This is a genomic window from Bacillus sp. DTU_2020_1000418_1_SI_GHA_SEK_038 (assembly GCF_032341175.1).
Classification (GTDB): domain Bacteria; phylum Bacillota; class Bacilli; order Bacillales; family Cytobacillaceae; genus Cytobacillus.
Window position 1 is genome coordinate 372,604 of the sequence record NZ_CP135435.1, and the last position, 24,691, is coordinate 397,294.

General features: G+C 37.7%; 24 protein-coding genes. 12 read left to right on the plus strand and 12 right to left on the minus strand.

Annotated features, from left to right (window positions below; translation table 11 throughout):
* Window positions 1-17 precede the first annotated feature (17 nt).
* From RRV45_RS02040 to RRV45_RS02050, 3 genes are all read right to left on the minus strand, one after another.
* The gene (locus RRV45_RS02040; protein WP_315667091.1) at window positions 18-1,340 is read right to left on the minus strand and encodes a YheC/YheD family protein; all 1,323 of its coding nucleotides are present in this window, start codon (window positions 1,338-1,340) and stop codon (window positions 18-20) included.
* 123 nt (window positions 1,341-1,463) lie between these two features.
* Window positions 1,464-1,934, minus strand: coding sequence for a hypothetical protein (locus RRV45_RS02045; RefSeq protein WP_315667092.1), 471 nt, complete (start codon window positions 1,932-1,934; stop codon window positions 1,464-1,466).
* Window positions 1,935-2,050: 116 nt separating this feature from the next.
* The gene (locus tag RRV45_RS02050) at window positions 2,051-3,433 is read right to left on the minus strand and encodes a Mur ligase family protein (RefSeq protein WP_315667093.1); all 1,383 of its coding nucleotides are present in this window, start codon (window positions 3,431-3,433) and stop codon (window positions 2,051-2,053) included.
* Window positions 3,434-3,620: 187 nt separating this feature from the next.
* Between RRV45_RS02050 and RRV45_RS02055 the strand changes: the two genes are divergently transcribed.
* Entirely contained in the window at window positions 3,621-4,853 is a 1,233-nt protein-coding gene (locus tag RRV45_RS02055; protein WP_315667094.1) for an ATP-grasp domain-containing protein, read from the plus strand.
* Between the two features lie 59 nt (window positions 4,854-4,912).
* On the opposite strand, the gene RRV45_RS02060 is transcribed toward RRV45_RS02055, so the two are convergent.
* The gene (locus RRV45_RS02060) at window positions 4,913-7,078 is read right to left on the minus strand and encodes a YheC/YheD family protein (RefSeq protein ID WP_315667095.1); all 2,166 of its coding nucleotides are present in this window, start codon (window positions 7,076-7,078) and stop codon (window positions 4,913-4,915) included.
* 398 nt (window positions 7,079-7,476) lie between these two features.
* On the opposite strand from RRV45_RS02060, the gene RRV45_RS02065 reads away from it, so the two are divergent.
* On the plus strand, window positions 7,477-8,250 hold the full coding sequence (locus tag RRV45_RS02065) for a YheC/YheD family protein (protein WP_315667096.1): 774 nt from the start codon (window positions 7,477-7,479) through the stop codon (window positions 8,248-8,250).
* A gap of 101 nt (window positions 8,251-8,351) precedes the next feature.
* Here RRV45_RS02065 and RRV45_RS02070 read toward each other — a convergent pair whose 3' ends face one another.
* From RRV45_RS02070 to RRV45_RS02085, 4 genes are all read right to left on the minus strand, one after another.
* A complete protein-coding gene (locus RRV45_RS02070) occupies window positions 8,352-8,807 on the minus strand; it encodes a CotY/CotZ family spore coat protein (protein ID WP_315667097.1) in 456 nt (151 codons plus the stop codon).
* A 117-nt stretch (window positions 8,808-8,924) separates the two neighbouring features.
* The gene (locus tag RRV45_RS02075; protein ID WP_315667098.1) at window positions 8,925-10,139 is read right to left on the minus strand and encodes an ATP-grasp domain-containing protein; all 1,215 of its coding nucleotides are present in this window, start codon (window positions 10,137-10,139) and stop codon (window positions 8,925-8,927) included.
* A 123-nt stretch (window positions 10,140-10,262) separates the two neighbouring features.
* Complete coding sequence (locus RRV45_RS02080) at window positions 10,263-10,835, minus strand: Uma2 family endonuclease (protein WP_315667099.1); 573 nt, start codon at window positions 10,833-10,835, stop codon at window positions 10,263-10,265.
* Window positions 10,836-11,018: 183 nt separating this feature from the next.
* Complete coding sequence (locus RRV45_RS02085; RefSeq protein WP_315667100.1) at window positions 11,019-13,241, minus strand: MMPL family transporter; 2,223 nt, start codon at window positions 13,239-13,241, stop codon at window positions 11,019-11,021.
* A 209-nt stretch (window positions 13,242-13,450) separates the two neighbouring features.
* On the opposite strand from RRV45_RS02085, the gene RRV45_RS02090 reads away from it, so the two are divergent.
* From RRV45_RS02090 to RRV45_RS02100, 3 genes are all read left to right on the plus strand, one after another.
* Entirely contained in the window at window positions 13,451-14,026 is a 576-nt protein-coding gene (locus RRV45_RS02090; RefSeq protein WP_315667102.1) for a TetR family transcriptional regulator, read from the plus strand.
* A gap of 78 nt (window positions 14,027-14,104) precedes the next feature.
* Entirely contained in the window at window positions 14,105-14,443 is a 339-nt protein-coding gene (locus tag RRV45_RS02095) for a DMT family transporter (RefSeq protein WP_315667103.1), read from the plus strand.
* Complete coding sequence (locus RRV45_RS02100) at window positions 14,444-14,758, plus strand: DMT family transporter (protein WP_315667104.1); 315 nt, start codon at window positions 14,444-14,446, stop codon at window positions 14,756-14,758.
* A 72-nt stretch (window positions 14,759-14,830) separates the two neighbouring features.
* Here RRV45_RS02100 and RRV45_RS02105 read toward each other — a convergent pair whose 3' ends face one another.
* A complete protein-coding gene (locus tag RRV45_RS02105; protein ID WP_410489322.1) occupies window positions 14,831-15,700 on the minus strand; it encodes a CAP domain-containing protein in 870 nt (289 codons plus the stop codon).
* A gap of 172 nt (window positions 15,701-15,872) precedes the next feature.
* Here RRV45_RS02105 and RRV45_RS02110 point away from each other — a divergent pair, with 172 nt between their 5' ends.
* Window positions 15,873-16,901, plus strand: a complete 1,029-nt coding sequence (locus RRV45_RS02110) for a mechanosensitive ion channel family protein (protein ID WP_315667105.1) — start codon at window positions 15,873-15,875, stop codon at window positions 16,899-16,901.
* 51 nt (window positions 16,902-16,952) lie between these two features.
* Here RRV45_RS02110 and RRV45_RS02115 read toward each other — a convergent pair whose 3' ends face one another.
* Window positions 16,953-18,110 carry a pyridoxal-phosphate-dependent aminotransferase family protein gene (locus tag RRV45_RS02115; RefSeq protein ID WP_315667106.1) on the minus strand — a complete coding sequence of 386 codons (1,158 nt, stop codon included), beginning with the start codon at window positions 18,108-18,110 and terminating at the stop codon, window positions 16,953-16,955.
* Window positions 18,111-18,309: 199 nt separating this feature from the next.
* Here RRV45_RS02115 and RRV45_RS02120 point away from each other — a divergent pair, with 199 nt between their 5' ends.
* The gene (locus RRV45_RS02120; protein WP_315667107.1) at window positions 18,310-19,059 is read left to right on the plus strand and encodes a vWA domain-containing protein; all 750 of its coding nucleotides are present in this window, start codon (window positions 18,310-18,312) and stop codon (window positions 19,057-19,059) included.
* Window positions 19,060-19,266: 207 nt separating this feature from the next.
* Window positions 19,267-19,686, plus strand: a complete 420-nt coding sequence (fosM, locus tag RRV45_RS02125; RefSeq protein ID WP_315667108.1) for a FosM family fosfomycin resistance protein — start codon at window positions 19,267-19,269, stop codon at window positions 19,684-19,686.
* 250 nt (window positions 19,687-19,936) lie between these two features.
* On the opposite strand, the gene helD is transcribed toward fosM, so the two are convergent.
* On the minus strand, window positions 19,937-22,201 hold the full coding sequence (helD, locus tag RRV45_RS02130) for an RNA polymerase recycling motor HelD (RefSeq protein WP_315667109.1): 2,265 nt from the start codon (window positions 22,199-22,201) through the stop codon (window positions 19,937-19,939).
* Between the two features lie 51 nt (window positions 22,202-22,252).
* Here helD and RRV45_RS02135 point away from each other — a divergent pair, with 51 nt between their 5' ends.
* From RRV45_RS02135 to RRV45_RS02150, 4 genes are all read left to right on the plus strand, one after another.
* Entirely contained in the window at window positions 22,253-22,396 is a 144-nt protein-coding gene (locus RRV45_RS02135; RefSeq protein ID WP_315667110.1) for a hypothetical protein, read from the plus strand.
* 49 nt (window positions 22,397-22,445) lie between these two features.
* Window positions 22,446-22,613, plus strand: coding sequence for a hypothetical protein (locus RRV45_RS02140; protein ID WP_315667111.1), 168 nt, complete (start codon window positions 22,446-22,448; stop codon window positions 22,611-22,613).
* A gap of 359 nt (window positions 22,614-22,972) precedes the next feature.
* Window positions 22,973-23,293, plus strand: a complete 321-nt coding sequence (locus tag RRV45_RS02145) for a hypothetical protein (RefSeq protein ID WP_315667112.1) — start codon at window positions 22,973-22,975, stop codon at window positions 23,291-23,293.
* A gap of 90 nt (window positions 23,294-23,383) precedes the next feature.
* Window positions 23,384-23,713, plus strand: coding sequence for an ArsR/SmtB family transcription factor (locus RRV45_RS02150; protein ID WP_315667113.1), 330 nt, complete (start codon window positions 23,384-23,386; stop codon window positions 23,711-23,713).
* Here the strand turns inward: RRV45_RS02150 and RRV45_RS02155 are convergent.
* The gene (locus RRV45_RS02155; RefSeq protein WP_315667114.1) at window positions 23,710-24,633 is read right to left on the minus strand and encodes a cation diffusion facilitator family transporter; all 924 of its coding nucleotides are present in this window, start codon (window positions 24,631-24,633) and stop codon (window positions 23,710-23,712) included. The two genes, RRV45_RS02150 and RRV45_RS02155, sit on opposite strands and share 4 nt — an antisense overlap.
* Window positions 24,634-24,691: the final 58 nt, after the last annotated feature.

Here is a 24,691-nt window from a genome sequence, read left to right on the forward strand (position 1 = left end):
TTAGAAAAACTTAACAATTAATTTGAGTCATTTTTATTCTTTCTTTGGCTCTTCATAACCTTCCTAATATTCGTGTAGATGTCTTTATCCTTTAGTCCTGAAAACATCGAAAGGTCAGGTTTATAGTTTCCTTCAATGATCCAAATGTCCCCTTTCTCGCTAATTCCGATGTCAAAGCCAATCATCTTAATATCAGGATGGTTTACTTCAAGCTGTTCGCTTGCAAAAATACAGATGCTGTCTACTTCATATTCCAATTGGTTCAAATTTGTCACTGAAAAGTTTGAGTTATGAAGACTTTCACCAAGACTTAATAGCTTCTGAGCGGCATTCGTTACAAAGAAACCTTTACCAGCCACTTTTACAATTTTTCCGGTTACTATCCAGGATGATTCCACCTTCTGGACAATGACTCTAACATCTAGCGGACAGCCATCTATCTCTGCTAATGACAATCTTTCCTGAACAAGATATTGATTCTTTGAAAGATATTTAGTGTGAATAAAATCATAGGTTTCTTCCATATTGGATTTAATTTGCTTTATTCTTCCTGTATGGATTTCAAAGGTAGAAGAATCTGTCATAGTAATCTTTACAATTCCTAATCCATGTTGGCCAACACAAGGCTTAATGATAATTTCATTATATTTATTAAGGTATTCGTTAAAGGAAACTTTTGTAAGTAAGTCCGTTTTCGGCACGAATGGAGAGATTGAATGATTTGTAGAGAGTGTCTGGAACTGGTTCCATTTACTTTTCGGAAAATGCAGAATTGAATCTTGAATCCAGAGACCTCTCATTAACTCGTATCCAATCTCTAATACAACAGTATGACAATCGGGATAAAAGTCTCCTAGCTTTTTGGCAGCCAATATAGATAAATTCTCCATTTTATCATCAAAATTGAAATACTTACCTATGGGGGAGCCATATTTGTCTGTACTAGACATATAGTGCCACTCTGTTGCAGGCGAATTTCGGTGAAGGGTGACCAAATAGAAGTAGAATGGACCTTGAAATAAACCTGAGTGTGGCCTTGCTGGCTGAATAATATTATTCTTATGTTTTAATTTATTTTTTCTTAAATACTGATAAAGATCTTCTCTATCTATAAATGCATCCTCGTTCACTTCTGAGAAGATCTTAAACTTATTATTTTTAAAGGTAACAAAGACTTCGCCCCAGCCAAAAGCAGGTTTAATGACAACCGACTTATACTTCTCTAAAAATGAAAATAATGTTGCTTCAGAAAATAATTCAGTTTCTAAAAGATGCTTAGAGAAGCTTTCATCTGAATGTAATATTTTAAATTGACTCATTCGACCTTTGCTGGGCCTCAATGTTCCCATCTCCCTAAAATGTTCATGCATTATTATATTCAGTCAAAGAGTTTTTTCTTGGATGTTTAGGTAATTTACAGCTAGAAAAAACTCTCGGCATAAATGCCGAGAGTTCCAAGGCTTTTATACTTCCTGACAGCCTTGTGCGATAATGGATCCTTGATCAATAGGAGCAGCTCCAGTTTGATTAAAGAAACCTGTTATTTCAAAACTTTGAACATCATCTACCTGTGCTTGCCCAACCATGTCTCTGAACACTGCTTCAAAAGAGAAGTTCTCCATTCCGCCGTTAATCGTCCCAGTTCCTGTTACTTCAATACTGCAGTTTTGACCCTGCTGCGTACATACAACAGAAGTAAATGCATTTGCTGTAAAAGTAAAGTTGTTTTCATCTGGAGTTTCCGTGTCTTCAAACCTCAAAGTAAGAGTAGAAGTTTCAAGTCTAGTTACACAAATATTAGCCCTATAAAACAAATCTCCTGTTATTGTGCCTCCTTGGCCTTCAAATTGTACATTATTACTTGTAGAAACAGCTTCATCATTAGGATCTTGAGGGTTTTGAACGATGACTCCACACGGACAAATAACACCCATTGCTTTTTCCTCCTTTCTGTTTAGGATAATTCAATATATTGATGACCTTAGAAATGTGGCACAGTGTTTGTCCTAAATAAAGTCATTAAAGGTAAAAAGTATGATAGTTTAAGGAGCTATTGCTTCATCCGTAACTTTGACGCCAATTCAATCATTTCCTTAGAATACATATTTCCTTTCAATAAGACAATTGTGTTTTCATCTATAATCTTTTTTAACAAACGATAAACATCACTGCTTTTGCTATAAGAGTAGGTCTGCAGATTTGTGCTGCTTTTCTCTGCTTGATCTGCCATTATACGTGCTAAGCTATTGCCTTTTACAATGAGAATATCTACATCATGTTGAGCAATCATTTCTCCTGCCTGCCTATTAATGGATTTACCCCAAGTCCCTAAACCAAGAATGCTTCCAATTACTGCGACTTTTTTCTTGCCTTTTCCAAGCTGTGTTAATACTTTTATAGCAGCCTCTAATGAGGTGGAAGTTATGCTCCATGTATCGTCCAGAAGAGTCGAGCCATTTATTCCTTCAATCACTTGGAGCTGCCTGTCGAATTTTTGGAATGATTTCAACCGTTCAATAGCTTCCTGAAGATCTATCCCCATTTCATAGACCGCAGCAATCGCTGCTAAAGCATTATATACTTGGTGCTCTCCATATCCTGGTACGAATACAGGATAGATTAGATTATTATGAATAAGGTCAAACTGCATTCCTTCTTCATGGAATTGAATATCTATTGCTCTAAATTGGCTGGAGGGACTCTTGCCAACTTTAATAATCTTTCCAGGAAAATTCGCAAAATCAATTTTACTAGTGTTTTTGTCTTCTGAATTAATAATCAAAATCCCATTATGATCAAGTATTTTTATCATTTCACCTTTAGCCTGAATGTAAGCATCAACTGTTTTGCATTGGCTTAAATGATGTGCACCGATATTCGTAATAATTCCAATTGTAGGCTTGAAGTAATTACCTGCATTTAATACATCCCCGGGTGAACCAACTGCTGTTTCGATTACGGCTGCATCGGTATCATTATCAATGCTTAGGAGGTATTGGAGATGAGCGGTACGCGAATTAGCTGTCTTTTTTGTAGCCGTAACGTTCTTATTTTTTGAGAGAATATGCCGTATCATTTCCTTTGTAGTTGTTTTTCCACATGTTCCTGTTACTGCAACAATAGGAATATCAAATTGACTTCGGTAATAATTTATAAACGTCCAGTATGCCTCATCCACTGAGTCTACCATTACGATAGTTAAGTTGTTAGGGAGCCTGCTGCCACTATAGTCCTTGTGTGTTACAAGAATTAAGGGAAAATACCCCTGTAAATTGTCCCAATCCCTAATTTTATATTTTGCAAATAAAATTGTGTTTTTTTTCTTTAATTGCTTAAGCCGATATGCACCATAGCGGACTATTGTATCATCAGCCCCATGTATTAATTCTCCGCCTATAATGGATCTAATTTCGCTAACTGATATGGGGTTCATTCGGATATTACACTCCTTTCTCATCGTATTTTATGCATCAGTACGGCTTTCTGCTTGTATAGATAACTAGGTAAAATTTAGCTATTTTTAATAATTTGGCTGCTTGTATAGTTTAGATAACTATACAAATATGAGTTGGATACATAAACATATAAACGAGACGAGTTAATGGATATATATATAGGGAGTGGGCTTTTTGAAAACGATATTATTTATTGGAACAAATAAATCGGGTTCGAGCAGAGATGCAATCATGGCTGCGAATAACCTAGGTTACCATACGGTTTTATTTACTAAAAACGCTAAGCAAATGCAGCAAAGAGATCAATATCCCGATGTCCATAAAATGATTTATATTGATACGGATAATCTTAAGGTCATGAAGGAGGAAATAAAGCTGCTGCGCTCTAATGGGTTGGATATTAAGGTGATCGTTAGTTTCATTGATACCTATGTTTGTAGTGCTTCACTTCTTTGTGATGAATTTTGTGAGAATAAATTTTCATCTGAAGCGATAAAGCTAATGAATAATAAGGAGCAAACTAGATTATTTTTGAAAAACCAGCCTTATACACCTAAATTTACTGTTATTAAACCAGGCAAAGAGATTTCATTCGAATCAATTCTACCGATGTTTACCTTCCCTCTAATGGTAAAGTCACCCAGCTCGACAGGTTCAAAAGACGTATTATTAGCTGAAAATAAAGATCAATTATTAGCACATACTTTAATGCTTCGGGAAAAAGATCCGAAAGAGTCAATTATTATAGAAGAATATATTGTAGGGGATCAATACTTGGTTGAGGCAGTAGTTTACAACAAAAAGGTAATGATTGCCGGCGTTATTGAACAGGAAATTACGAGTGGAAAGAGATTTATTATTACCGGCTATGGTGTCATGGTAAATGTCCCTGAGGATATTATGGCTGGAATTAAAGAGGTGCTTTATTCTATTGTTGAGCAATTTGGAATTGTAAACGGAGCTCTGCATTTAGAACTTAGACACGCAAAGACAGGCTGGAAACTTATCGAAATCAATCCGCGAATCTCTGGTGGTGCTATGAATCGAATGATTAAAGCTGCCTATGGATACAGTTTAGTGGAAGAAACACTTAAATTGCACCTAGGTGGAAAACCCTCCATTATTCCGATGTACAAAAAATTTGTGTTCACCCAATTTAAAATCATTTATGAAAAGGGTGTATTAGAAAGAGTGACAGGGAAGGGGAGGGCAAGAAAATCCCCAGGAGTAGTTGAGATTTATGTAAAGCCTAAAAAAGGAACTGTGTTATTTCCGCCTCTATCAATGGGCCATCGGTATGCATATGTAATTGCAACGGGTAGTAGTATGGAAGAAGCAAAGAATTATGCCAAAAATGCACTAAAAGAAATACAGTTTCACCTCAATAAAGAAAAGTAGGCACACCTTCAGAAAAATGACTCTGGTATCACTTACCCAGAGTCATTTTCTATATATCACTATTTAAATGTTTGTTTTAGAAATTTAATGGTTTCATACATATTGGCCCGACTAGCGCCTTTCACCAATACTGTATCGTTATTCACAATCACTCCCTTTAAAAATTCATGCAGTTTGTCTCTATCCTCAAAGTGGAATACATTTGTGGAGGAAAAGCCCTTTTTAATTGCTTGGTCGCCCATTACATCTGTTTGATTGCCGTAAGTGATGAAAAGATCAATATTCTTTTCGTGAATATATTCTCCAATTTTTCGATATTCTGCTTCTCTTAATTCTCCAAGTGCTCTAATTTCTCCTATGACGGCAATTCTTCTTTGCTTTCCGATATTCGAAAGTACATTTACAGCAGCTTTTACCCCTTCAGGATGGGAATGAACCGTATCATCAATGATGGTAATATTATTTTTCCTGTTAAAAACGGTTAATCTTCTTGGGGGCTTCTTAAATATTAAGCCAGCCCGAATTTCAATTGGGGTAAGTCCTAACTGATCTGTTACGGCAATCGCATTTAAAGCATTGTATACATGATGTTCACCGTAAATTGGAATGAAAAATTTCTCTTCATTTCCATGGAGAACTACTTTGAAGGACATGCCGTTATTGGAGTATTTGACATCGAACGCTTTATAATCCGCATTTGAAATTAAACCAACCGTCATAATTTTCCCTTTGAACTGTTCAATTTCCAATAACTCGGAGTTGCGGTCATCCTTATTAATGATAAGCAGACCATTCTGTTCCATGCCATGAATTAATTCTGATTTAGCCTTAGCAATTCCCTTGATGTCGCCATTGAAATAGCCGACATGAGCAAGCCCTACATTCGTTACAACACTAATATTTGGTTTAATGATGCTGCAGTGTTTAGTAATCGTTCCTGGAGAGGCCATCCCGTACTCTAGAACAACAGCCTCATGGGAAGGAGTGATTTCAGAGGCATGGATTTCTGTATGTTCTGCGGTGTTCCAATAGTCTTTAGATTCAAAGGTATTCCACTTTTTAGATAGGATGGAAGCAATAAATGATTTTGTAGTAGTTTTCCCGGCACTTCCTGTTATGGCAATAATGGGGATGGTGCCCTTTGTTTTCATTTTACTTTTTGCTTGATCGATTTTATCTTTTACGGCTTGTTGATTTTTTGCTAAATACATAGCATATCTTATAGAATTTATAACGACATCCATCTCTAAATAAAATGTAGGAGGGCATCCTGGAAGCCAGTTTACTTCATAAACCCAAATTTTTTGATTTTCATCTAATCCGATATCTATCCCCATTTCATCAATTACCTCTTCATATAGCTGCATTTGCAGCTCATCAAGATGCTGAGCCAATGATAATGTAAAATATTCAAGGGTCTTTTTTACATTCATCGCTTCATCTTTAAACTCTTGCGTTAAGAATGGATCTAGATAATTGGTGTACCCTCCATTATTAATATTTGGAATAATGGATCCGCTAGGGGCTATCCGTGGGTAAATGGCCGTAATAACCCATTCTCCTTCGCCATTTTTCTGAACGTGGAGTCTGAAGTCATAAACCTGGCCAGATTTTGTAATAGATTTAATATAAGGCTGCATAATAAAAGTTCCCGAAGAAAGCCTTTCTTCAATTAATACCTTTAATTGATTCTTTGAATACGTCTTTGTCGATGAATTATGGGTCACTAGATATTTATCCTTTTCTGAAGAAATAAAGTAGATGCCTTTTCCTTTCCGTCCGTCAAATGGTTTAAAAACAATATTTTTAAAGGCAGATAAGAATTGAAAAAACTTATCAGTATCTCCTGTAATCCTTTCGGAAGGGATTAAATAGTGAGAAAACTCCTTCCCTTTTTTTAACCTTTCGTATACACTCCATTTGTTTCCTATTGAGTTTGTTGTAAAGGGAATCTCATTTCTTAACTTTTGAATAACGTCTTCCGATTTCGCTAATTTATTCGGATCACCAGCATTGTAAATGACATCTGGGAAGGGCATGCTTCGTTCCACCCATGAGCCATTTTCATAAACCTTTCCTCTAATTGACTGATTGGAAAAATCAACAGCTTTCGGCGTGAAGTAGAAAAAATCAGCCCCTTCAGCTTTAGCGACCGCTGCGAATGCATAGGTCTTATTAACCTTTGTCGGATCCTTCCGATGGTGCAACATTCCTATAAGTGTCATAGCATATACTCCTTTTACAAACTGTCTAGCTTCAGTGCCTAGGGGCTCGCCGACTAAATACGCCACGTCCTGTGGCAACATCGGCACTAGTACGTCCTGTACGTCGGAGGTCATAAGCCAATCCAGCAAGAAGGTCAAAGTACAACCTTCTCACTGGCTAGTCTTATGCTTGTCGCCCCTGGGCAAGGCGCTTCCGCTTTTCTTACTATCAACCTATTTATATTACATTCACTTAGTCAAGCTTTTGAAACGGACATACGTTGAATTTTTAGAATTAAAAAAGTTGAACACGGCTGTTATAGGTTTTGAAAGGGGAAATGTTAGGCATTACAACAAACAAATATGTGATGAATTCATATATTGAAAAGACGTGAAGACACATCAATGGAGTGAATGATATGAAAGAAACCTCAAAAATGAATAAGTGGTATAAGCATCAATTATTAATGGAATGCAATGAGGTAAAAAGGTTTTTACCCGAAACTCACTTATATACAATAGATACGTTTTGGAACATGATGAATCGGAATGAAGATATAATTTTAAAGCCGGTTTTTGGTAATGGGGGCAAAGGAATAATAAAGGTTTCAAAGATTGATCATCAGTTATACAAGGTTTACCTTCAGAAATCAAAAAACGTCATTGTACGTAGAAACGAGCTTGAAAGTCTATTTCAGGAAAGAATGAAAGGAAAACAGTTTCTTGTCCAGACTTATATCCCCTTGGCAAAAGTAAACGGAAACATTATTGACTTCCGTTATGTAGCCCAAAGAAAAAAGGGGGAACAAGAGTGGGTTATTACCGGGAAGTACGGGAAGATTGCTGAAAGTGGTTACTTTACTACTAATATATTGAATGGGGGAACGATGGTATCGGTAGAAGAGGCTCTTCGACATTCAAATATCAACAAATTGGACTTAGAAAAGATATTAGCCGATTTAGAAATCCTATCATTGGCGGCTTCAAAATGTTATTCCAGGAAATTTAAAAATCAACATATTTGGGGATATGATCCGGCCGTTGATGAAATGGGTCAGGTTTGGTTGATTGAGGCTAATGCAGCCCCGATGGTAGACGCATTTGAGCATAAGGATTTCCTTGATATGCACAACACGGTACAATGGTATATTGCTTATAACAAAAGAATGAGAAGACCCCGCCAAGATTCTTAAATTATTTCAGCCTCCACCCAATGAAGTGTGAGGCATTTTTGAATTAATGCTTTTTACTGAAAAAAGCCCTCAGTAAATTAGAGGGCATAAAAGAAAAATATTTACCATTTAGGTTCAACAACAATTTTCCGTTTTAACAGTTCAGTATCTAAAACCTGAATGGCACAAATACAGGAAATATCAATCTCGATGCATTTCGATGTCTTTGCTAATTTCATTACATCGCAAAATGAGTTTGTGAGTTCCCCTTTAATATTCATGGGACGAAGAATTGAAATTCTTGCACAGCAAGTATCTTTATCAATAGACTCAAGCCTAAAAAAAGTAGATTCAAAGCACTCATGTTTTCCGGTTATTTCATTGGTATCCATAATTCTATGAGAAAGTGGTCCATCTTTTTTTATTAATAAGAAGGGTATTGTATCGGTGCCAGCAATTTTGGAGAGTAGTGCCCCGAAGTGTTTGGTCGAGGAATTGGTTAAGATATCTTGTAAGTTTTTTAATTCAATGAGTGCTTCACATAAACAGTGTTTGTGCTCCAAATCATGGTTGCCCAATTAGTTTTCCTCCCCCCGTCTGTCCTTTGATATTATTTTATTGCGAGCAGTTAGGGATTGTGAGGACTTTTGGGGAAATATAGACTTGGCCAATGGACCCAATTATTTTTTAATTTATTAAAAGGGTTCGAGGTAAAATTTTAATTCCTGTGCAGCAGCTATGGCAGTTTCTTTTGCAGATTCAGGGGACTCCGAGGCGGCGATAACACAGGCATAGCGATTACCCATGGAGTAAGGGACCGTTACTATTTTCCCCATCATGGGTTTCACATAGACGTATTTGACTCCTTCGTACTGCCAAGCAAGTTCTTCACCAGTCACCTCCAGCAATCTGCCGCTCGTACCGATCGTCAAATATTTAGCGTAGACGTGTTGATGTCGAGTTGGTATTAAGGAGAACTGCTTTCCTAGATTCATTTTTAATATTTCCTTTACAAGGTTAATTCCTGTTCCTTCCTCAAAAATCCGATTCATTGTCCCGCCAGACATTCTTGGATTAATCTCAACCAGCTTCCAAAGCCCTTGTACATATCTCATTTCCAGATGGCAAGCCCCGTCTTTAAGGCCAATCTGGTCAATTATTTCCACTACAGAATTTATTAATTTTGAATGCATTTCATCCTCTATTAAAGCTGGAAATTTATAACCAATGATAATAAAGGGATTTTCTTCGGAGAATTCCTGTTCAATAATTCCAGCAATTTCTGCTTTTCCTTTGTGCACGAGAACTTCAATTAGGTATTGGGGTCCAAGTAAATATTCTTCTACAAGTATAGGAAGCTCCTTTTTTTGCAGCCATTTTAACCCGCTTTCTAGTTCTTCCAAAGTTTCAGCTAGATAAACGTCTTTCGAACCATTTGAAGTAGGGGATTTTAATATTAATGGTAAAAAGGCTTGATGCTCCTCGATGAAAGTATGAATGGAGGAATCAGGATGAAAGACGGCATAAAATGAGGAGGAAGGATGTTCTTTTAATGTATCCTTTACGTTAATTTTATTTTCCATTATCGATAAAGCATCAATAGAAAGTTCAATAAGGCCAAGGTTTTTGGCAAGTTCAGCTGTGTAAGAAATGTAGGGGTCAATAAAGCTAACACATGCACAGATCTCTTTTCCAATCTGTTGGAAGGCTTCGATTTCTTCTTGAACCTTTTTAAAATTAAATAAATCTCTTAAGTAAACAAAATGATTCACTTCAGGAAATGCAGTTGGATTGATTTGTTTTTTTTTCTCTGTAAATAAAATCACACAGTATCCCATATCTCTTGCTACTGCCAGCGCTTCTTTACTGGTTCCAAATTGCTGACATCCAATAAAGACAATTGTTTTCATGACTCAACCATCCTGCCCAATAATAGATTTCTTATTGTATGCGGGAAATTGATATAGGTGCCTAGAATTATATTTGAAAATATGCGGAGGAAATGGCGAACGAGGGACAGAGACTTGTTCCATTTAACTTCTAAAAATTTGATTTAGATCTATTTCTAGCCCTCTTAAGGTCGGAACTTGAATAGTATCTTCTTTCGTAAACACCCCAAAAACCACATATTGCTGATCATCTAGTACGTACACTTCTATGGATTCATTCATTGTATCAACAATCCAGTATTCCTTTACTCCAGCTTTTTCATATAGCTGATACTTCTTCAGGCGATCCAATTTAACAGATGAAGGAGATAGAATTTCGATGGTTAAATCAGGTGTTCCTTTGCACCCTTTATTATCCAATTTCTTCTGATCAAGAATGACTGTTAAATCTGGCTGCACGAAGTTATATACTTCATCGTCCTCTTTTTTCTCTGATTGCAAGCGAACGTCAAATGGAGCGAAATAAGCTTCCCCTTCCCTTTCACGGAGGAAAAGTGAAAACTCGATTGAAAGTTGTCGAAGGACTTGTTGGTGCTGGCGGGAATGAGCAGGGGGTATTCTATAGACTTCACCATCAATAATTTCAATTTTCTCGCCTTCACCCCATGAAAGATAATCAGCATACGAACATTTTCTTTCCCCCGTGTTAAAGACCACACACATCACTCCCTCCAGAGTTAATTCTACGGTTCTATTATTTAATATATTATATGATAAGTTTGTTACGAACATACTAGATGTTCCTGGTACATTTCACGTGAAATGTATCTTTGTTAATGTCTAAATATAATAGTTGAAAAATGAAGCTTCCCGACCCTGTTAAAAAAGGGTCAGGCAGTTTTAAACTTTTAATTCCTGTTGAATATTTAATCTCGTGTTTTCTTTCTCTTTCCCATTTGTCAGTATCAAAATGGATGGCAGGAAAATTCCTCTTATTAAAAAGGTATCTAGTAAGATTCCCATCGCCATGGTAAAGCCGAATAGAAAAAGTTCTTGTAAAGGCTGTGTCATTAAGACCGCGAATGTAGCAGCAAGGATTAAGCCAGCTGATGAAATGACGCCACCCGTTACAGCAACTCCTTTTCCGACAGCCTCTTTCCAAGACAGCTTAGTGGCTTCCTCTTTAATCCTTGAAACTAGCATGATGTTATAGTCAATGCCGAGGGCGACCATAAAGACAAAGGTGTAGACAGGCAGGCGATAGCTAATCGCGTCATAGCCCATCAAGTGTTTGAAAATCCACCAGCCGAAGCCCAGTGTTGAAAAATAGGATAGGAGAATCGTTGACATCATCAGAATGGGCATCAGTATTGATTTTGTTTGGAAACCTAGCGTTACAGTCAGCAATACCGTCACTAAGGAAAATAAAACGACCATATCCCGCTGATTCAGATGGTTAACGTCAAGTTGCTGAGCAGTTTGCCCCGCGAAGTGAAGCTTTATGATTTCCGTTGAAAAACCACTTCCCTGAATTAAGCTATTTTCCGAATCACGAAGCTTCTGAATAGTATCGAGGGCTTCTTTTTCATAAGGGTTGCTGTTCAAAATTAGCTGAAGTCTAACGGCTTTTTCGGATTCGGATAAAAAGTTTCGCGGCAGCAACCGGGTATCCTTCATCGCTTGCTCAGAAATGAGTGGAGTTACGGAAACAACGCCATTGCTGTCAGCCAATTTCTGTGTTAGTGAATTTACTTTATGAAAAAACCTTTCATTTATCTCAAATTCTTTATCCGATGTTAATAAAACCGTTACAGGTGCTAATTGCCCTGCAGGATAGTTGTTCTCTAGAAGCTCAAAGCCTTGGCGGGAGGGCATGTCCTCTGGAAAGGACTTCAATAGATTAAATGAATATTGGATCGATGGAAAATTAAATACACCAATCAGTAAAACAATAAGTAGAATGCCCCCTAATAATGCAGGCTTTTTCATGACCTGTTTACTGATCTTTAACCAAATTCCATTTTTCATTTTGCTTTCATTCTCAATCTTGGGTACAAACGGCCAAAACGCTTTTCGTCCCATTAAAGCAAAAATGCTTGGGATGAGTGTTAAGCCTGCCATTAAAATAACGACAACTGCCACTGAAAAGACTGGAGCAAAGTGATTGTATGGTTCGAATAAAGTGACAAATAATGTAAGCATCGCCAATAGGATGGTTCCGCCGCTGAATACGATCGGCTCAGCCACGTGATGCATCGCTTCTTGCATGGATGCATACTTTGATTCTTGCTTATTTAATTCCTCCCGGTAACGTGAAAAGACAAAGAGGCTGTAATCAGTTAGAACGGCAAATAGCAGAATAAGCATAATGGAAACGGCAGAGCTATCAATCGTAAACCAATCATTTTTTCCTGCCAAGCCTAATATTCGATTGACCACCCCATAGACCAAACCAGCGATGACCAAAGGTGTAATCGCAAGTACCGGAGAGCGGTAAATGGCGATTAAAAGGATAAAAATTAGACCAATTGTCGCCAGCATTAAAACGATGTCAGCACTTTTGAAAAGAGAGACTGTGTCAGCTGCAATTCCAGCTGGACCTGTGATTTCGAACTTCATTCCATCCATGCCGATGGCTTTTACTTTTTCTCTGATTTTATCCATTGTGGCAAGTGCTTCTACTGATTCCAAATCATGCTCTAATAAAAAGCTGATTAGTAGAGTCGATTCATCCTCAGAATACATTTGTTTTTGAACAGATGGGGGCAGCTCATGAAAAGGCAGAGCACTTAAGATATGTTCAGGCTTCTCATTAGAAGAGAGCCATTTACTAAATTCGGTCAATTTTTTTTTGTCTTGCTCTGTTAAATGACCATCACGATGGAAAACAAGAAGAGCTGCTAATCCTTCATTGGAGGGAAACTGCTCCTTTAATATTTGATTAGCCATTTCAGAGGGAGTGTTCCCTTTGACACTACCTTCTTTACTATTAACTTTGTAATCATTTGCAGATGGTGCAAGAATACTTAAAAAAACAACTGCCAAAATCCAGGCCATAATGACAAATTTTGCTCCCCTTGAACTGCTCGCAAATTTAACTACTCTTCGAAAGGGCTTTAGCATTTATTTACAACTCCTTTTCGTCTTTCTATGCCCATATTTTAATAAGCGAATATGAACGGGGAATGAATGGGAGATTTCATTTGAGGGGCAGCAGTGTGTTCGATTTCTTGGCTACATTAAAAGCCGGAAACAAAAGGAGTGTTTGACAGCGGAAGATGAATCCAATAAAATGAATGAAAGTCAGTCATTTTACAAGAGGGGTAAATTTAATGAATAAAAGAGAAAAAATTGTTCATGCAGCGATGGAAGTTTTCAAGGAAAAAGGGATTGAGAAAACAAAGATATCTGACATTGTGAAGTTGGCAGGGATTGCCCAAGGTACATATTATTTGTATTTTCCTTCTAAGCTGTCTGTAATGCCAGCGATAGCCGAGGTTATGGTGGAGAAATCAATCGCAGCCGTGAAAAATGAGGTGCAGGCAGATGCACCATTTCAAGATCAGCTTGCACAAATAGTAGAGGCAATCTTTAAGGTGACGAGAGATTATCGGGAAATTCTAGCTCTTATGTACGCTGGTTTAGGAGCTACCGAACATATTAAGGAATGGGAAACGGTTTATCAGCCGTTCTATTACTGGATTAGTGAATTTTTAAATGAGGCGAAGGCTTCAGGCGTTATTCGAGATTCGATTCAGGTAGAGCGGACATCCAAGCTGTTAATAGGCCTTATCGAAATTGCGGCGGAGCAAATTTATTTGTATGACCATCGTCAGGACAATCAAGCGGATATACAAAAAGCGGAAGTATTGGAGTTTTTGAGACATGCATTAGGTATTCGAGAATAAATTCTGTGAGTGTTTCTATTAGTTTGAAACACTTCTTATAAAAAATGAATGAAAGTCAGTCATCGAGGTGAAGGGACTGTGAAAAATCAAGGTTGGATTTACGTCATGTTAACATGTCTTTTTGAATTAATTTGGATATATGGATTTAATGAAGCGAGTACTTGGTGGCATTGGGTTATTGTGATTGGTATTATTTTTATCGATTTTCATTTCCTTCCGAAAGCGTGCGAAACACTGCCTACCGGCACCGTGTATGCTGTTTTTGCTGGGGCAGGAACAGTGGGGACGGTCCTAATGGACGTTTTTCTTTTTGGAGGTAGCTTTAGTTTAGGCAAGATCTTTTTTATTGCTTTATTGGCAGCAGGAGTTATTGGTTTAAATATGGCTGATAACAAGGCGAAAAAGGAGGCTATGTAAATGGGATGGGTATTTGTATTATTTGCTGCCTCTAGTGAAATTGCTGGTGTCATCGGTTTGAAATTATATAGCCAGCAAAAATCTTTTCGAAATGGCCTTTTATATATTGGCGGTTTCGGTGCATCATTCGCTTTTTTATATTCATCATTCACATATTTACAGGTAAGTATTGCCTATGCAGTTTGGATTGGAATAGGAACAGCGGGAGCAGTAATGCTGAACATGCTCCTTTTTGGGGAATCAAAAAGCATAGGGCGTTTGCTCAGCGTGGTCTTGATTGTTATTGGGGTAGTGGGATTGAAGGCACTTTCATAAAGGGGATGTAGGGACAGGAACCTAGTCTTTAATGAAAATGGCAGTGGGACAGAGAACCTGTCCCACCTTTTGTTACTTGCCAATAAACATTTGAGTCCAGTGATTACCGTTTTGCTCATACCCTACTCCAATATGGGTAAAATTATTACTTAGAATATTCTTTCTGTGACCCTCACTATTCATCCATGCTTGAACGACTTCCTGAGGTGTTTGTTGTCCCTGTGCAATGTTTTCACCTGCACTTGTATATGTCACACCAAAGTCTCTCATCATATCGAAAGGTGACCCATAGTTGGGACTTGTATGTGAGAAGTAATTATTTTGCTGCATGTCTTCTGACTTCTTTTGAGCAACACCATTTAATTGAGTATCCGCTTTTAAATCAGACAGGCCGTTTTGTCTACGTTGTGTATTCGTTAAATCAATAACCTGTTGTACAGCCTGACTAATGTTTTGTGGTGCCCCCGTTTGAACTTGTCCTTTCTGTGCGGGTGCAGGCTGTTGACCTGGCCCTTCAGCAGTCTGTCTTTGTTGCTGTGTTGGTGCTTGTTGAAGAGCTGGTGCTTTAGCAAACTCTCGATTTTGCTGTGGTTGTGCTTGTCCATAATTTGGCGGCCTGGCAGCTTGTCTTTGTCCCCAATTTGGTTCTGGCTGACCAGCTTGGTCTTGCTGCTGATTTGGTGCTTGTCCATAATTCATTGGAGGGAGTTCTGCTTGAAAATTTACATCGCCTCCAGGATTTAGTGGGATAAACTGATATTTTGCATCTTGAATCAATACCGCTCTTGTATGAGGGTAGTTTTCACTGGTCATTGTTGTAGTCATACTAGAAATGTTATTATCGGTTTTATCCCCATTTCCATTATTTGCATTATTATTACATGCAACCAGTCCTAACATCAGGATAGATGATAGGAGTATTCCTGTTCTTTTACTTTTCAATATAATAGCCTCCTTTTTTAAAACTCCTTCCTTTCATATTTTTGATCTTTCTTTATAAATATTGATGGTAAATAATCGGGAAAAATAAACTTGGGACTCTTCCCACTTCCTTAATAAGACTTGTATTTGTTAATATATAAAAGTATTTTTTGTTAGGAGGTTTGACTGAATTATGTTTTTGGAGATTTTTACCTCATATGAAAATCTTAAGGAAATAGGGATATCAATCGGGATTTTTTTGCTATTTCTCCTTTTTAGGAAAATTTTTGTAAAATATGTTTTTGCACTATTGGTAAGGATAGGGAGAATAGCTCCTGGTGAATTTTTATCCAAAATTCTTATAGCTTATGAAAAGCCTGCTCAGTGGCTATTTATTATTATTGGAATTTACTTTTCCCTGCAGCAATTTCCGTTATTTAACCATACAAATCCGTTGTTTTTAAAAATTATCAGATCATCGATAATTTTGATTATTAGCTGGGGCTTGCTAAATCTTTCTTCGTCCTCTTCATTACTATTTAAAAAGTTAAATGCCTCAAAATATAATATTGAATTTGATGAAATTCTGATTCCGTTTTTATCTAAGGCATTACAATTTGTGATTGTAGCCATAAGTATTAGTATAATTGCACAGGAATTTCAATATGATGTGAATGGCTTTGTAGCGGGGTTAGGATTAGGCGGACTTGCCTTTGCTTTAGCTGCAAAGGATGCCATCGGTAATTTATTCGGCGGGATCATTATTATTACCGAAAAACCTTTTTCAATAGGCGATTGGATTAAAACAAACAGCGTGGAAGGAATTGTTGAGGATATAAGCTTCAGAAGTACAAAGGTACGGACCTTTGCCCAGGCGCTGGTTACTGTTCCGAATGCTACTTTGGCGAATGAGGCTATCATGAATTGGAGTAAAGCAGGGGAAAGACAGATTACCTTTAATTTAAAGCTGCCACAGGATACTTCACAGGAAAAATTAAAATCTGTAGTAAAGCAAATTGAAAGCTACCTAAAAAATAACTCGGATATTCATCAAGATACAATCTATGTTACCTTTGACCAATTTAAGGAAATGGAGATCTTAATAAACTTTTTTACAATCACAGTTGATTGGGGAGAGTATTTAAAAATCAAGGAAGAATTCAATTATCAAATCATGGATATTCTTGAGCAGGAAAAATCATTGGCAGAGAGCCGTGTATAATTGAAATGGAACAAGTCTGTTTCATTTAGAAACAGACTTGTTCCATTTTAATTATTTTCGATTAGCTGCTAAAAATACTTCCTGTGCCACTTTTACCCCAGCTCCTGATTCAAAGGAGAAAGAGAAATCTTGTAATGCGGCCTCCATTAAGGAAACTGCTTGGAGTACATCACTTGGGAAGCAATAGCCCATATGACCGAACCTGAAGATCTGCCCTTGCAGATGCCCGAGTCCTCCGGCAAAATCTAAATAGTATTTTTGCTTAAGGTGTTTCATAAATGGTGCCAGTTCAATGCCCTCCGGGGTGCGAATAGCAGTGATGGTAGGTGAGGCATATTCATCGACTGTTAATAGCTCGATGTTAAGTGCCCTCATTGATTCACGAACCATATTTTTCATTAGCTCATGTCTTGCGATGGTTTGTGCAAATCCTCCTTCTTCGTCAATAAGGTCACAAACAGCGGCTAATCCATAAATAAGCGTAACTGCTGGAGTGTTAGGAGTCATTCCTTTCGCTGCCCATTCGCGATAGCTTAAAAGGTTTAAGTAATAAGAAGGGGCTTTATTACTTTCAATTACTTTCCAGGCTCTATCGCTGACGCTTAAGAGAGCCAGTCCTGGCGGCAGCATCATCGCTTTTTGTGATCCTGTTACTAGAATATCGATGCCCCATTTATCCATTTCCGCAGGTGCACCGCCAATACAGCTGACCCCATCTACGATGAATAGTGCATCTGAGTGTGTACGAACAACATTCGCAAGCTTTTCAATTGGGTTAAGAATACCTGTTGATGTTTCGTTGTATGTGGCAAAGACGGCCTTCACATCTTTTAAAGGCTTTAGGAATTCTGCTAGATCTTCCTCTGTACAAGCTTGGCCCCATTCTTTTTCAAGTTTATGTACATTAAATCCGTACTTTTCACAAATGGAAACGAAATAGTCTCCAAATGCGCCAACCGTTATAACCACTACGTTTTCACCCGGCGAGACCGTATTAACAGCTGCCGCCTCTAAAGCTGCTGTGCCGCCTGATGGAAGCAAAAGAATATCCTGTTCAGTACCGAAAATCGGCTTCACACGGTTCGTTGTTTTATGGTAAAGCTGAATAAACTCTTCACTTCGATGGCTTATAATATCTTCGGCCATAGCTAGTTGAACCTTTTTAGGAATAGGAGTAGGACCGGGGTGTCTTAAAATGTTTTTATACATAATCTTCCCTCCAGAAATGATGATTTAATGAGTATTTTAGCCTAAAGGCGGGAGGTTAACCACATTTATGATTAGTCTCCATATCAATACCTTATATTGTTACCAAATTTTAAATTTTCTAATTATAATAGTATCATATTAGGAATTATTAATTAAGAAATAAGAGATTTATTTTGATAAAAACAAGGGGGAGATTTGCATGGCTACAATAGATTTGCAGAAAAAAAGTGTAAGGATTGTGTTGGAAAAGAAGAATTTAGCAACGGTTACTGCACGGGTTGGACTAGTTTTAGACATCACCGGTTCTATGAGAACATTGTATAAGAATGGCACTGTGCAAAAGGTAGTTGAACGAATATTAGCGATTGCCTCACAGTTTGATGATGACGGTATGCTGGATGTTTGGGTGTATGATAACGAATTTTCTCGATTAAAGCCCGTCACGGAGCGAGATTTTGATGGGTATGTCAATCGAATTATAATGGATAATGACTTAATCCATAAATTTGGCCGAAATGATGAACCTCCTGTTATGAAGGATGTAATAAAAAAATATATCGATGAAGAACCGAGCAAGGATCCGGCTTTTATCGTCTTTATTAATGATGGCGGCTGTAAGAAAACGATTAAGCCCATTATTGAAAGCTCTGCAAAACATCCGGTATTCTGGCAGTTTGTAGGGATAGGAAATGGCAATTTTGACTTTCTAAAGCAAATTGATTCAATGGAAGGCCGTATTGTGGATAACGCAAATTTCCTGCATATTGAGGAAATTGATAAAATGTCTGATGATCAACTCTATCATTCACTATTAAATGAGTTTCCAAGCTGGCTGAAGGAAGCGAGGGAAAAAGGAATTTTAGCAGATAATCGTGAGGAGTCGCAGTTAAATGAGCCAAAACAAGAACCAGAAAAGAAGGGGTTTTGGAAAAGGTTATTTAATAGGTAGATAGGGGGGGCGTTTCATTGAGTTTGAGCAATTGGCTGATAAAGTACTGAAATTGGCTGATAAATTATCTTATTTGGCTGACAAATGGAGAAATTGGCTGACAAAACATAAGAATTGGCTGACAAATACTAAAATGACAAACCAAACATGCAGATAGCTGAATATGTAGTCAGCTTTAATATAATTTTTGCAAGAGTGGGTGATTTCTTGGCGGTAAAGGGTTTAAATCATTTTTTATTCTCGGTTTCAGATTTAGAAATGTCTATTCAATTTTATCAAAACATTTTCGATGCCAGGCTATTAGTAAAGGGTAGAAGCACTGCCTACTTTGATCTAAATGGAATGTGGCTTGCGTTAAATGAAGAGAAGATGATTCCTCGAAATGAAATAGCCAAATCCTATACCCATATAGCTTTTTCCATAGATGAAAAAGACTTCGAAGATATGTACAAAAAATTAACAGAGCTAAGCGTGAATATCCTTCCTAGTCGTCCAAGAGATGAAAAGGATAGGAAATCAATTTATTTTACAGATCCAGATGGCCATAAATTTGAATTTCATACAGGGACTTTGCAGGATAGACTAGAGTATTACAGGCAAGAAAAAGGATATATGGAGTTTTTTTAGTAATTTTTATATCTTAGGAGGACATAGCAGCCGTTATATTTATGAAATGACCTCAATTTTAAGGCTAAGCGGACACAGAGTACGTAATTTACAAAAAAACACAAAGAAATCACTGCATTTAAGCAAAATAGCGGCTTCTATGTCCTCAAACATAAGGATATACCCCATTTTTTCACACATAACGGAAGTGATGTAACACATAAACACCAAAATTAGAAAAGGACCTCCACTTCATGGAAGTCCTTTAGCTCTATACAATAATAAAATCTCCATCCCGCAATCCATAAAAATACAGCCGATGCAGAGGCCTTGTCATGGCCACATATAGAAGCTTAATATCTAGTTCAGAGTCTCGACAGAATGATTCCTCAAGTGAAATAATCAGGACAGCATCAAATTCCAATCCCTTTGCCAAAAATGAAGGCACAATAACAATTTCATCTTTCGGGATCTTTGCTTGTTCTGCGAGCAGTGTGACGGGTTCATCGGAATGTTTCTTGAAAAGAGAATAGAGAAGCTGACAATCTTTCATGGTTTTTCCGATGACCGCGAACGTTTTATAGTTCTCCTCTTTTAGACTTGAGACTTGTTTTTCGATTTGCCGGACAAGCTCTTTTCCTTCTTTTCTCTTGATAAATCTTGGCTGCTCCCCATGCCGGACAACTGGTTCTACTTTCGGAAACGAGTAGGGTAGAAGTTTCAGTAGCTCGTTTGCTTTTTCCATAATCTCAACGGTGGTACGGTAGCTCTTTTGTAATTCCGTATATGTCGCTCTCGGGAAAATGTCCTCTAAAACTCCATTCCACGATGTTAAGCCTCTATAGGAATGAATTCCTTGTGCAAGATCACCCACTAGCGTAAACATATCAGTATCAAGTGCTTTCTTAAGGGATAGCAGCTCCATGAAGCTGTAATCCTGTGCTTCATCAATGACAATATTTTTTGCTTTAAACTCTTTCGGAATGCCAAAAAGGTTCACCTGTAAATAAAGCAAGAGAGAAAGGTCTTCTCTTTCATATTTCTTTTTCGCGAAAAGTTGCTGGCTATATTCGCATAACAATTTTGCTTCTTGATCAGTTAGCCCTCCTTCAGCCCACCTGCAAAGCTTAACGGGATCATCAAAAAGCTCGTGATAATACTGTAGGAGCGTTTTTTTCGGAAATTGTTTCATATAGGCTGGAACAGCATTTCGAAGGGCCCTTTTGATTTCATCGAGCCGAAGTGCCTTTTTATCAAGTGCATCTGAAACATATTGCCTTCTTTTCTCTGCGTCTTGTCCGCGATAAAGAGCCCTTTCAATTCGTTCATCATAAAAGGTTTCAATTTTGTTAATTATATTTTTCTTTTTTTTCGCTACGTCATTTTGCAGAACGGCCTTTAGTTTATCCAGCCTTTTAAAAAGAGGAAGATAATTATAATCATTTTTAAATAGATGAATGAATTTCTTATAGCTGAACAGCCGAAATTTATCGACCATGAAATCTTTTGTTGGAAAAAAGGTTTTATAAATGCTTTTCAGATAGTTAGATAGAATAACATGAAAGATTGGAGATCCCTTTGCTGATGAAATCCATGCGGAAATTTGGCAATCTCGGCTTTCAGGTTCTTCTAGCAGCCTGACTAATTTATGATCATTAACGATGTTAAGTTGATGGCTGAGACAAACTTGCACATATTCATGGTAAGTGGTTTGTCGAACTCTCTCAACGCCTAGCTCAGGCAGTGCTTCAGATATGTAATCAATAAACAGGCGGCTTGGTGCCAGAATCATAAGCTGTTCTGGTGCAAAGTTTTCCTTGTACTGATAAATAAAATAACTGATCCGATGTAGAGCTATTGTTGTTTTTCCGCTGCCCGCTGCGCCTTGAACAATAATGGGCTTGTTTAAGTCGGCTCGAATAATTCGATTTTGCTCTTCTTGTATTGTTGAAATTATTTCTGTGAGGCGGTTACTAGCACTTTTGGAAAGCGATTCTTGGAGCAATTCATCAGTCGTGGTTAAATCAATGTCACGAATTTCATGAAGGTCGCCCTCTTCAATCATAAATTGCCGCTTTAAAGATAAATAGCCGTTAAAGCTTTCCTCGTAGGAGTCGTAACGAACCTCGCCAAGTCTTCCTTCATAGTACAGATTGGCGATGGGCGATCTCCAATCCACAATAATTTGTTCCTGATTTTCCCGCGAATATAGGGAAGTCTTTCCAATATAGAGAATTTCCTCGTCTTTAAGATCCTGTCTTTGAAAATCAATTCGGGCAAAATAAGGTTTGTTTCGAGCGTTTTTTAAGCTTTTTAATTCATCACGAGACATTTCGAAAAATCTGGCATTCGTTAATAGCGAAGAATAGCTTAAGCTCGATTCCAGCCAATCTACATCTTGGAAAGCCTCCTTCATGTTTTCTTGAAACTGGTCTTTACTTGATTCAGCGGTCTTTATGACGACATCCATATACTTTTTCGTAAAATCTAATCGTTGAATTTCTGCCAGAAAATCGGGGTGTTGTTGAGATGACATTAATCTTCCTCCCATTTCATTTTCAGCCGCAATGGGGAAGTACTTTGGAGCATGAGTGATAAGAAATTTATATTATCAGAAAAGTTAGTAGGAAGCAATATTTTTCCAAAGATCGCAATGATCGTAATTAGAAAGATCACAGTTAGTGCTGCTCCTTTACCGAAGAGGGAAAAAGAGGAGGTCCACGGTAAATAGCTAATATCATTTATCTATTCTCAGCAAGCATCCTCGGTGCGATAAGGGCATGTTAGCTAGAAGCCTCCCTTTAGCTGTAAGATATATTTTCTTTGATGAACAGTTTTATTACCTGCCGATAACAACTGCAGAATTTCTTCTTGGTGTTGGGGCAACGGTTCTCTATTTGTTCTGTATCAGTGCAATTGGCTATTTATTGGGGCGCTTGTACAAGTAAGCAAGCTGTTTGTTGTTTTCGTACCTTTCCTGATTATTGGGTTGCTGTTTCTTGATGGGGTCATGAATAGGGAGCCATTTTTAGTAAATATTTTTCAATTCTACCTTCAGGAATCATCCATCGGATTGTTCATTATAAAAATGTCAGTTACGGCTACCTTATTTTTTATCGGTTCTATAGGAGTCTAGTGGCAAAAGAAAAATTGGAATGAACATCGGGCAAGAGATCTTTTCTATACTTCTTTACAAGAAGGGAAAGTCGATCAATTAGAGGGCAGGCAATTAGTTAATGCAATGAATTATGATTATCCAAATAACTCACTTAATATCGAACTAACAGGGGATGATGACCGTATTTATGTGGAGCGAAAAGACGATGATGATGGGGTAATCGAAGCTCGTGTTTATACGGATGGTATGATTGTGGGCGGATTTGATTTTTCGAATAAAATAACTCCTGTTAATTTCAGGTTAAACGATGATACACTAAATATAAACTATCCTAGTCATCAAATAATAAATATCTCAGTAGCCAGAAAAGAATTTACGATTAATCAATTTACCGGCCAACATCCAATTAATGATGTCATTGGAGATGGAGTATTAGCTGTATATTTAATTATTCCTAAATCACTTCAATTGCAAAGCCCAAATGCAGATTTTCAATATGTTAATGAGTAGGGGCTGTCCTAAAGCAAAGGTGCCTGGCTCCACGATTCGTGATGATGTTTATCGTGAAGCCAGGCACCTTATAGAACAGCCTCAGGAAGGATGATAATTTTGGAACAGGATAAACAGCCTTATATCTCAAAGGAGCTTGATGAAGAGACTCTTTTTATTGTTTCCCAAACTTTTAAAGCCTTATCAGATCCAACTCGAATTCGGATCCTGCATTTATTATTTGAAGGGGAGCATTCGGTGAATGAAATTGCTGAAAGTCTTTCTTTGCTCCAATCAACCGTATCGCATCAGCTTCGTTTCCTTAAAAATTTACGTTTAGTCAAATTTAGACGAGAAGGAACGTCCCTCTTTTATTCCTGTGATGATGACCATGTGATGGATATTCTCAAACAAACGATTGAACATGCGAACCATCATTAATTACAGCTTCCATGATGATTCGGGCAGCCGAATTCTATTTTTTCAACCTGAATAGTACTATGCTCAATCCCGAAGTCATCGTGGAGAATGGATTGGGCATGGTGCAGAATGACATCATGAATCCCATCATTTTCAATGACAAGGTGACAGCTTAACATCGGCATTCCGGATGTAATCGACCAAATATGAACATCATGTACTGTATTAACGAATGGAATTTTAAGAAGAGCTGTCTTGACCTTCTCAATCTCAATGTGAGCGGGAGAGCCTTCCATCAAAATGTGCAAGGATTCCTTCGTTACCCTCCAGCCGCTTACGATGATGAGACCGGCTACAATGACGCTGGCAACCGGGTCGGCTATTCCCCATCCGAAGAACATCATAAGCAGTGCGGCAATGATAGCGCCTACTGATCCAAGCATATCTCCGATTACATGAAGAAAAGCACTTCGGACATTCAAATTCTCCTCTTTATCCCCACGCATTAAAATCCAGGCTGCCAGAATATTGACTAATAATCCAATGGAAGAAACAATGAGCATTCCGACACTTTGAACCTCAGGCGGATTGAAAAAGCGGTGATAGGCTTCGTAAAAAATATAAAGCGAAATAAGAATTAGTGTAATTCCATTTAAAGCAGCAGCAATAATTTCAAATCTCTTGTAGCCAAAAGTTTTGGAAGCCGAGGCCTTTCTTTCTCCGAGTTTGATTGCAAAAAGACTCAATCCCAATGCAGCTGCATCACTAAGCATATGACCTGCATCGGAAAGAAGCGCTAAGCTATTTGTCATAATCCCGCCGATTATCTCAACAACCATGAAGGAAGCTATTAAGAGAAATGCTATAGATAATGCTTTTTTATTTTCAATGTTTCCATGAGAGTGGTTATGTCCATGAGCATGACCATGATGATGCCCCATAGTAAAACCCCCTATTTTCATATATGAATATATACTCATATATAGTATGGCAAAAGCC

Coding starts and splice junctions, on each gene's coding strand:
- RRV45_RS02045 (WP_315667092.1), bottom strand. CDS start 1,934: ATGGGTGTTATTTGTCCGTGTGGAGTCATCGTTCAAAACCCTCAAGAT.
- RRV45_RS02050 (WP_315667093.1), bottom strand. CDS start 3,433: ATGAACCCCATATCAGTTAGCGAAATTAGATCCATTATAGGCGGAGAA.
- RRV45_RS02060 (WP_315667095.1), bottom strand. CDS start 7,078: ATGACACTTATAGGAATGTTGCACCATCGGAAGGATCCGACAAAGGTT.
- RRV45_RS02065 (WP_315667096.1), top strand. CDS start 7,477: ATGAAAGAAACCTCAAAAATGAATAAGTGGTATAAGCATCAATTATTA.
- RRV45_RS02075 (WP_315667098.1), bottom strand. CDS start 10,139: ATGAAAACAATTGTCTTTATTGGATGTCAGCAATTTGGAACCAGTAAA.
- RRV45_RS02085 (WP_315667100.1), bottom strand. CDS start 13,241: ATGCTAAAGCCCTTTCGAAGAGTAGTTAAATTTGCGAGCAGTTCAAGG.
- RRV45_RS02090 (WP_315667102.1), top strand. CDS start 13,451: ATGAATAAAAGAGAAAAAATTGTTCATGCAGCGATGGAAGTTTTCAAG.
- RRV45_RS02100 (WP_315667104.1), top strand. CDS start 14,444: ATGGGATGGGTATTTGTATTATTTGCTGCCTCTAGTGAAATTGCTGGT.
- RRV45_RS02110 (WP_315667105.1), top strand. CDS start 15,873: ATGTTTTTGGAGATTTTTACCTCATATGAAAATCTTAAGGAAATAGGG.
- RRV45_RS02115 (WP_315667106.1), bottom strand. CDS start 18,110: ATGTATAAAAACATTTTAAGACACCCCGGTCCTACTCCTATTCCTAAA.
- RRV45_RS02120 (WP_315667107.1), top strand. CDS start 18,310: ATGGCTACAATAGATTTGCAGAAAAAAAGTGTAAGGATTGTGTTGGAA.
- helD (WP_315667109.1), bottom strand. CDS start 22,201: ATGTCATCTCAACAACACCCCGATTTTCTGGCAGAAATTCAACGATTA.
- RRV45_RS02135 (WP_315667110.1), top strand. CDS start 22,253: ATGAGTGATAAGAAATTTATATTATCAGAAAAGTTAGTAGGAAGCAAT.
- RRV45_RS02140 (WP_315667111.1), top strand. CDS start 22,446: ATGTTAGCTAGAAGCCTCCCTTTAGCTGTAAGATATATTTTCTTTGAT.
- RRV45_RS02150 (WP_315667113.1), top strand. CDS start 23,384: ATGATAATTTTGGAACAGGATAAACAGCCTTATATCTCAAAGGAGCTT.
- RRV45_RS02155 (WP_315667114.1), bottom strand. CDS start 24,633: ATGGGGCATCATCATGGTCATGCTCATGGACATAACCACTCTCATGGA.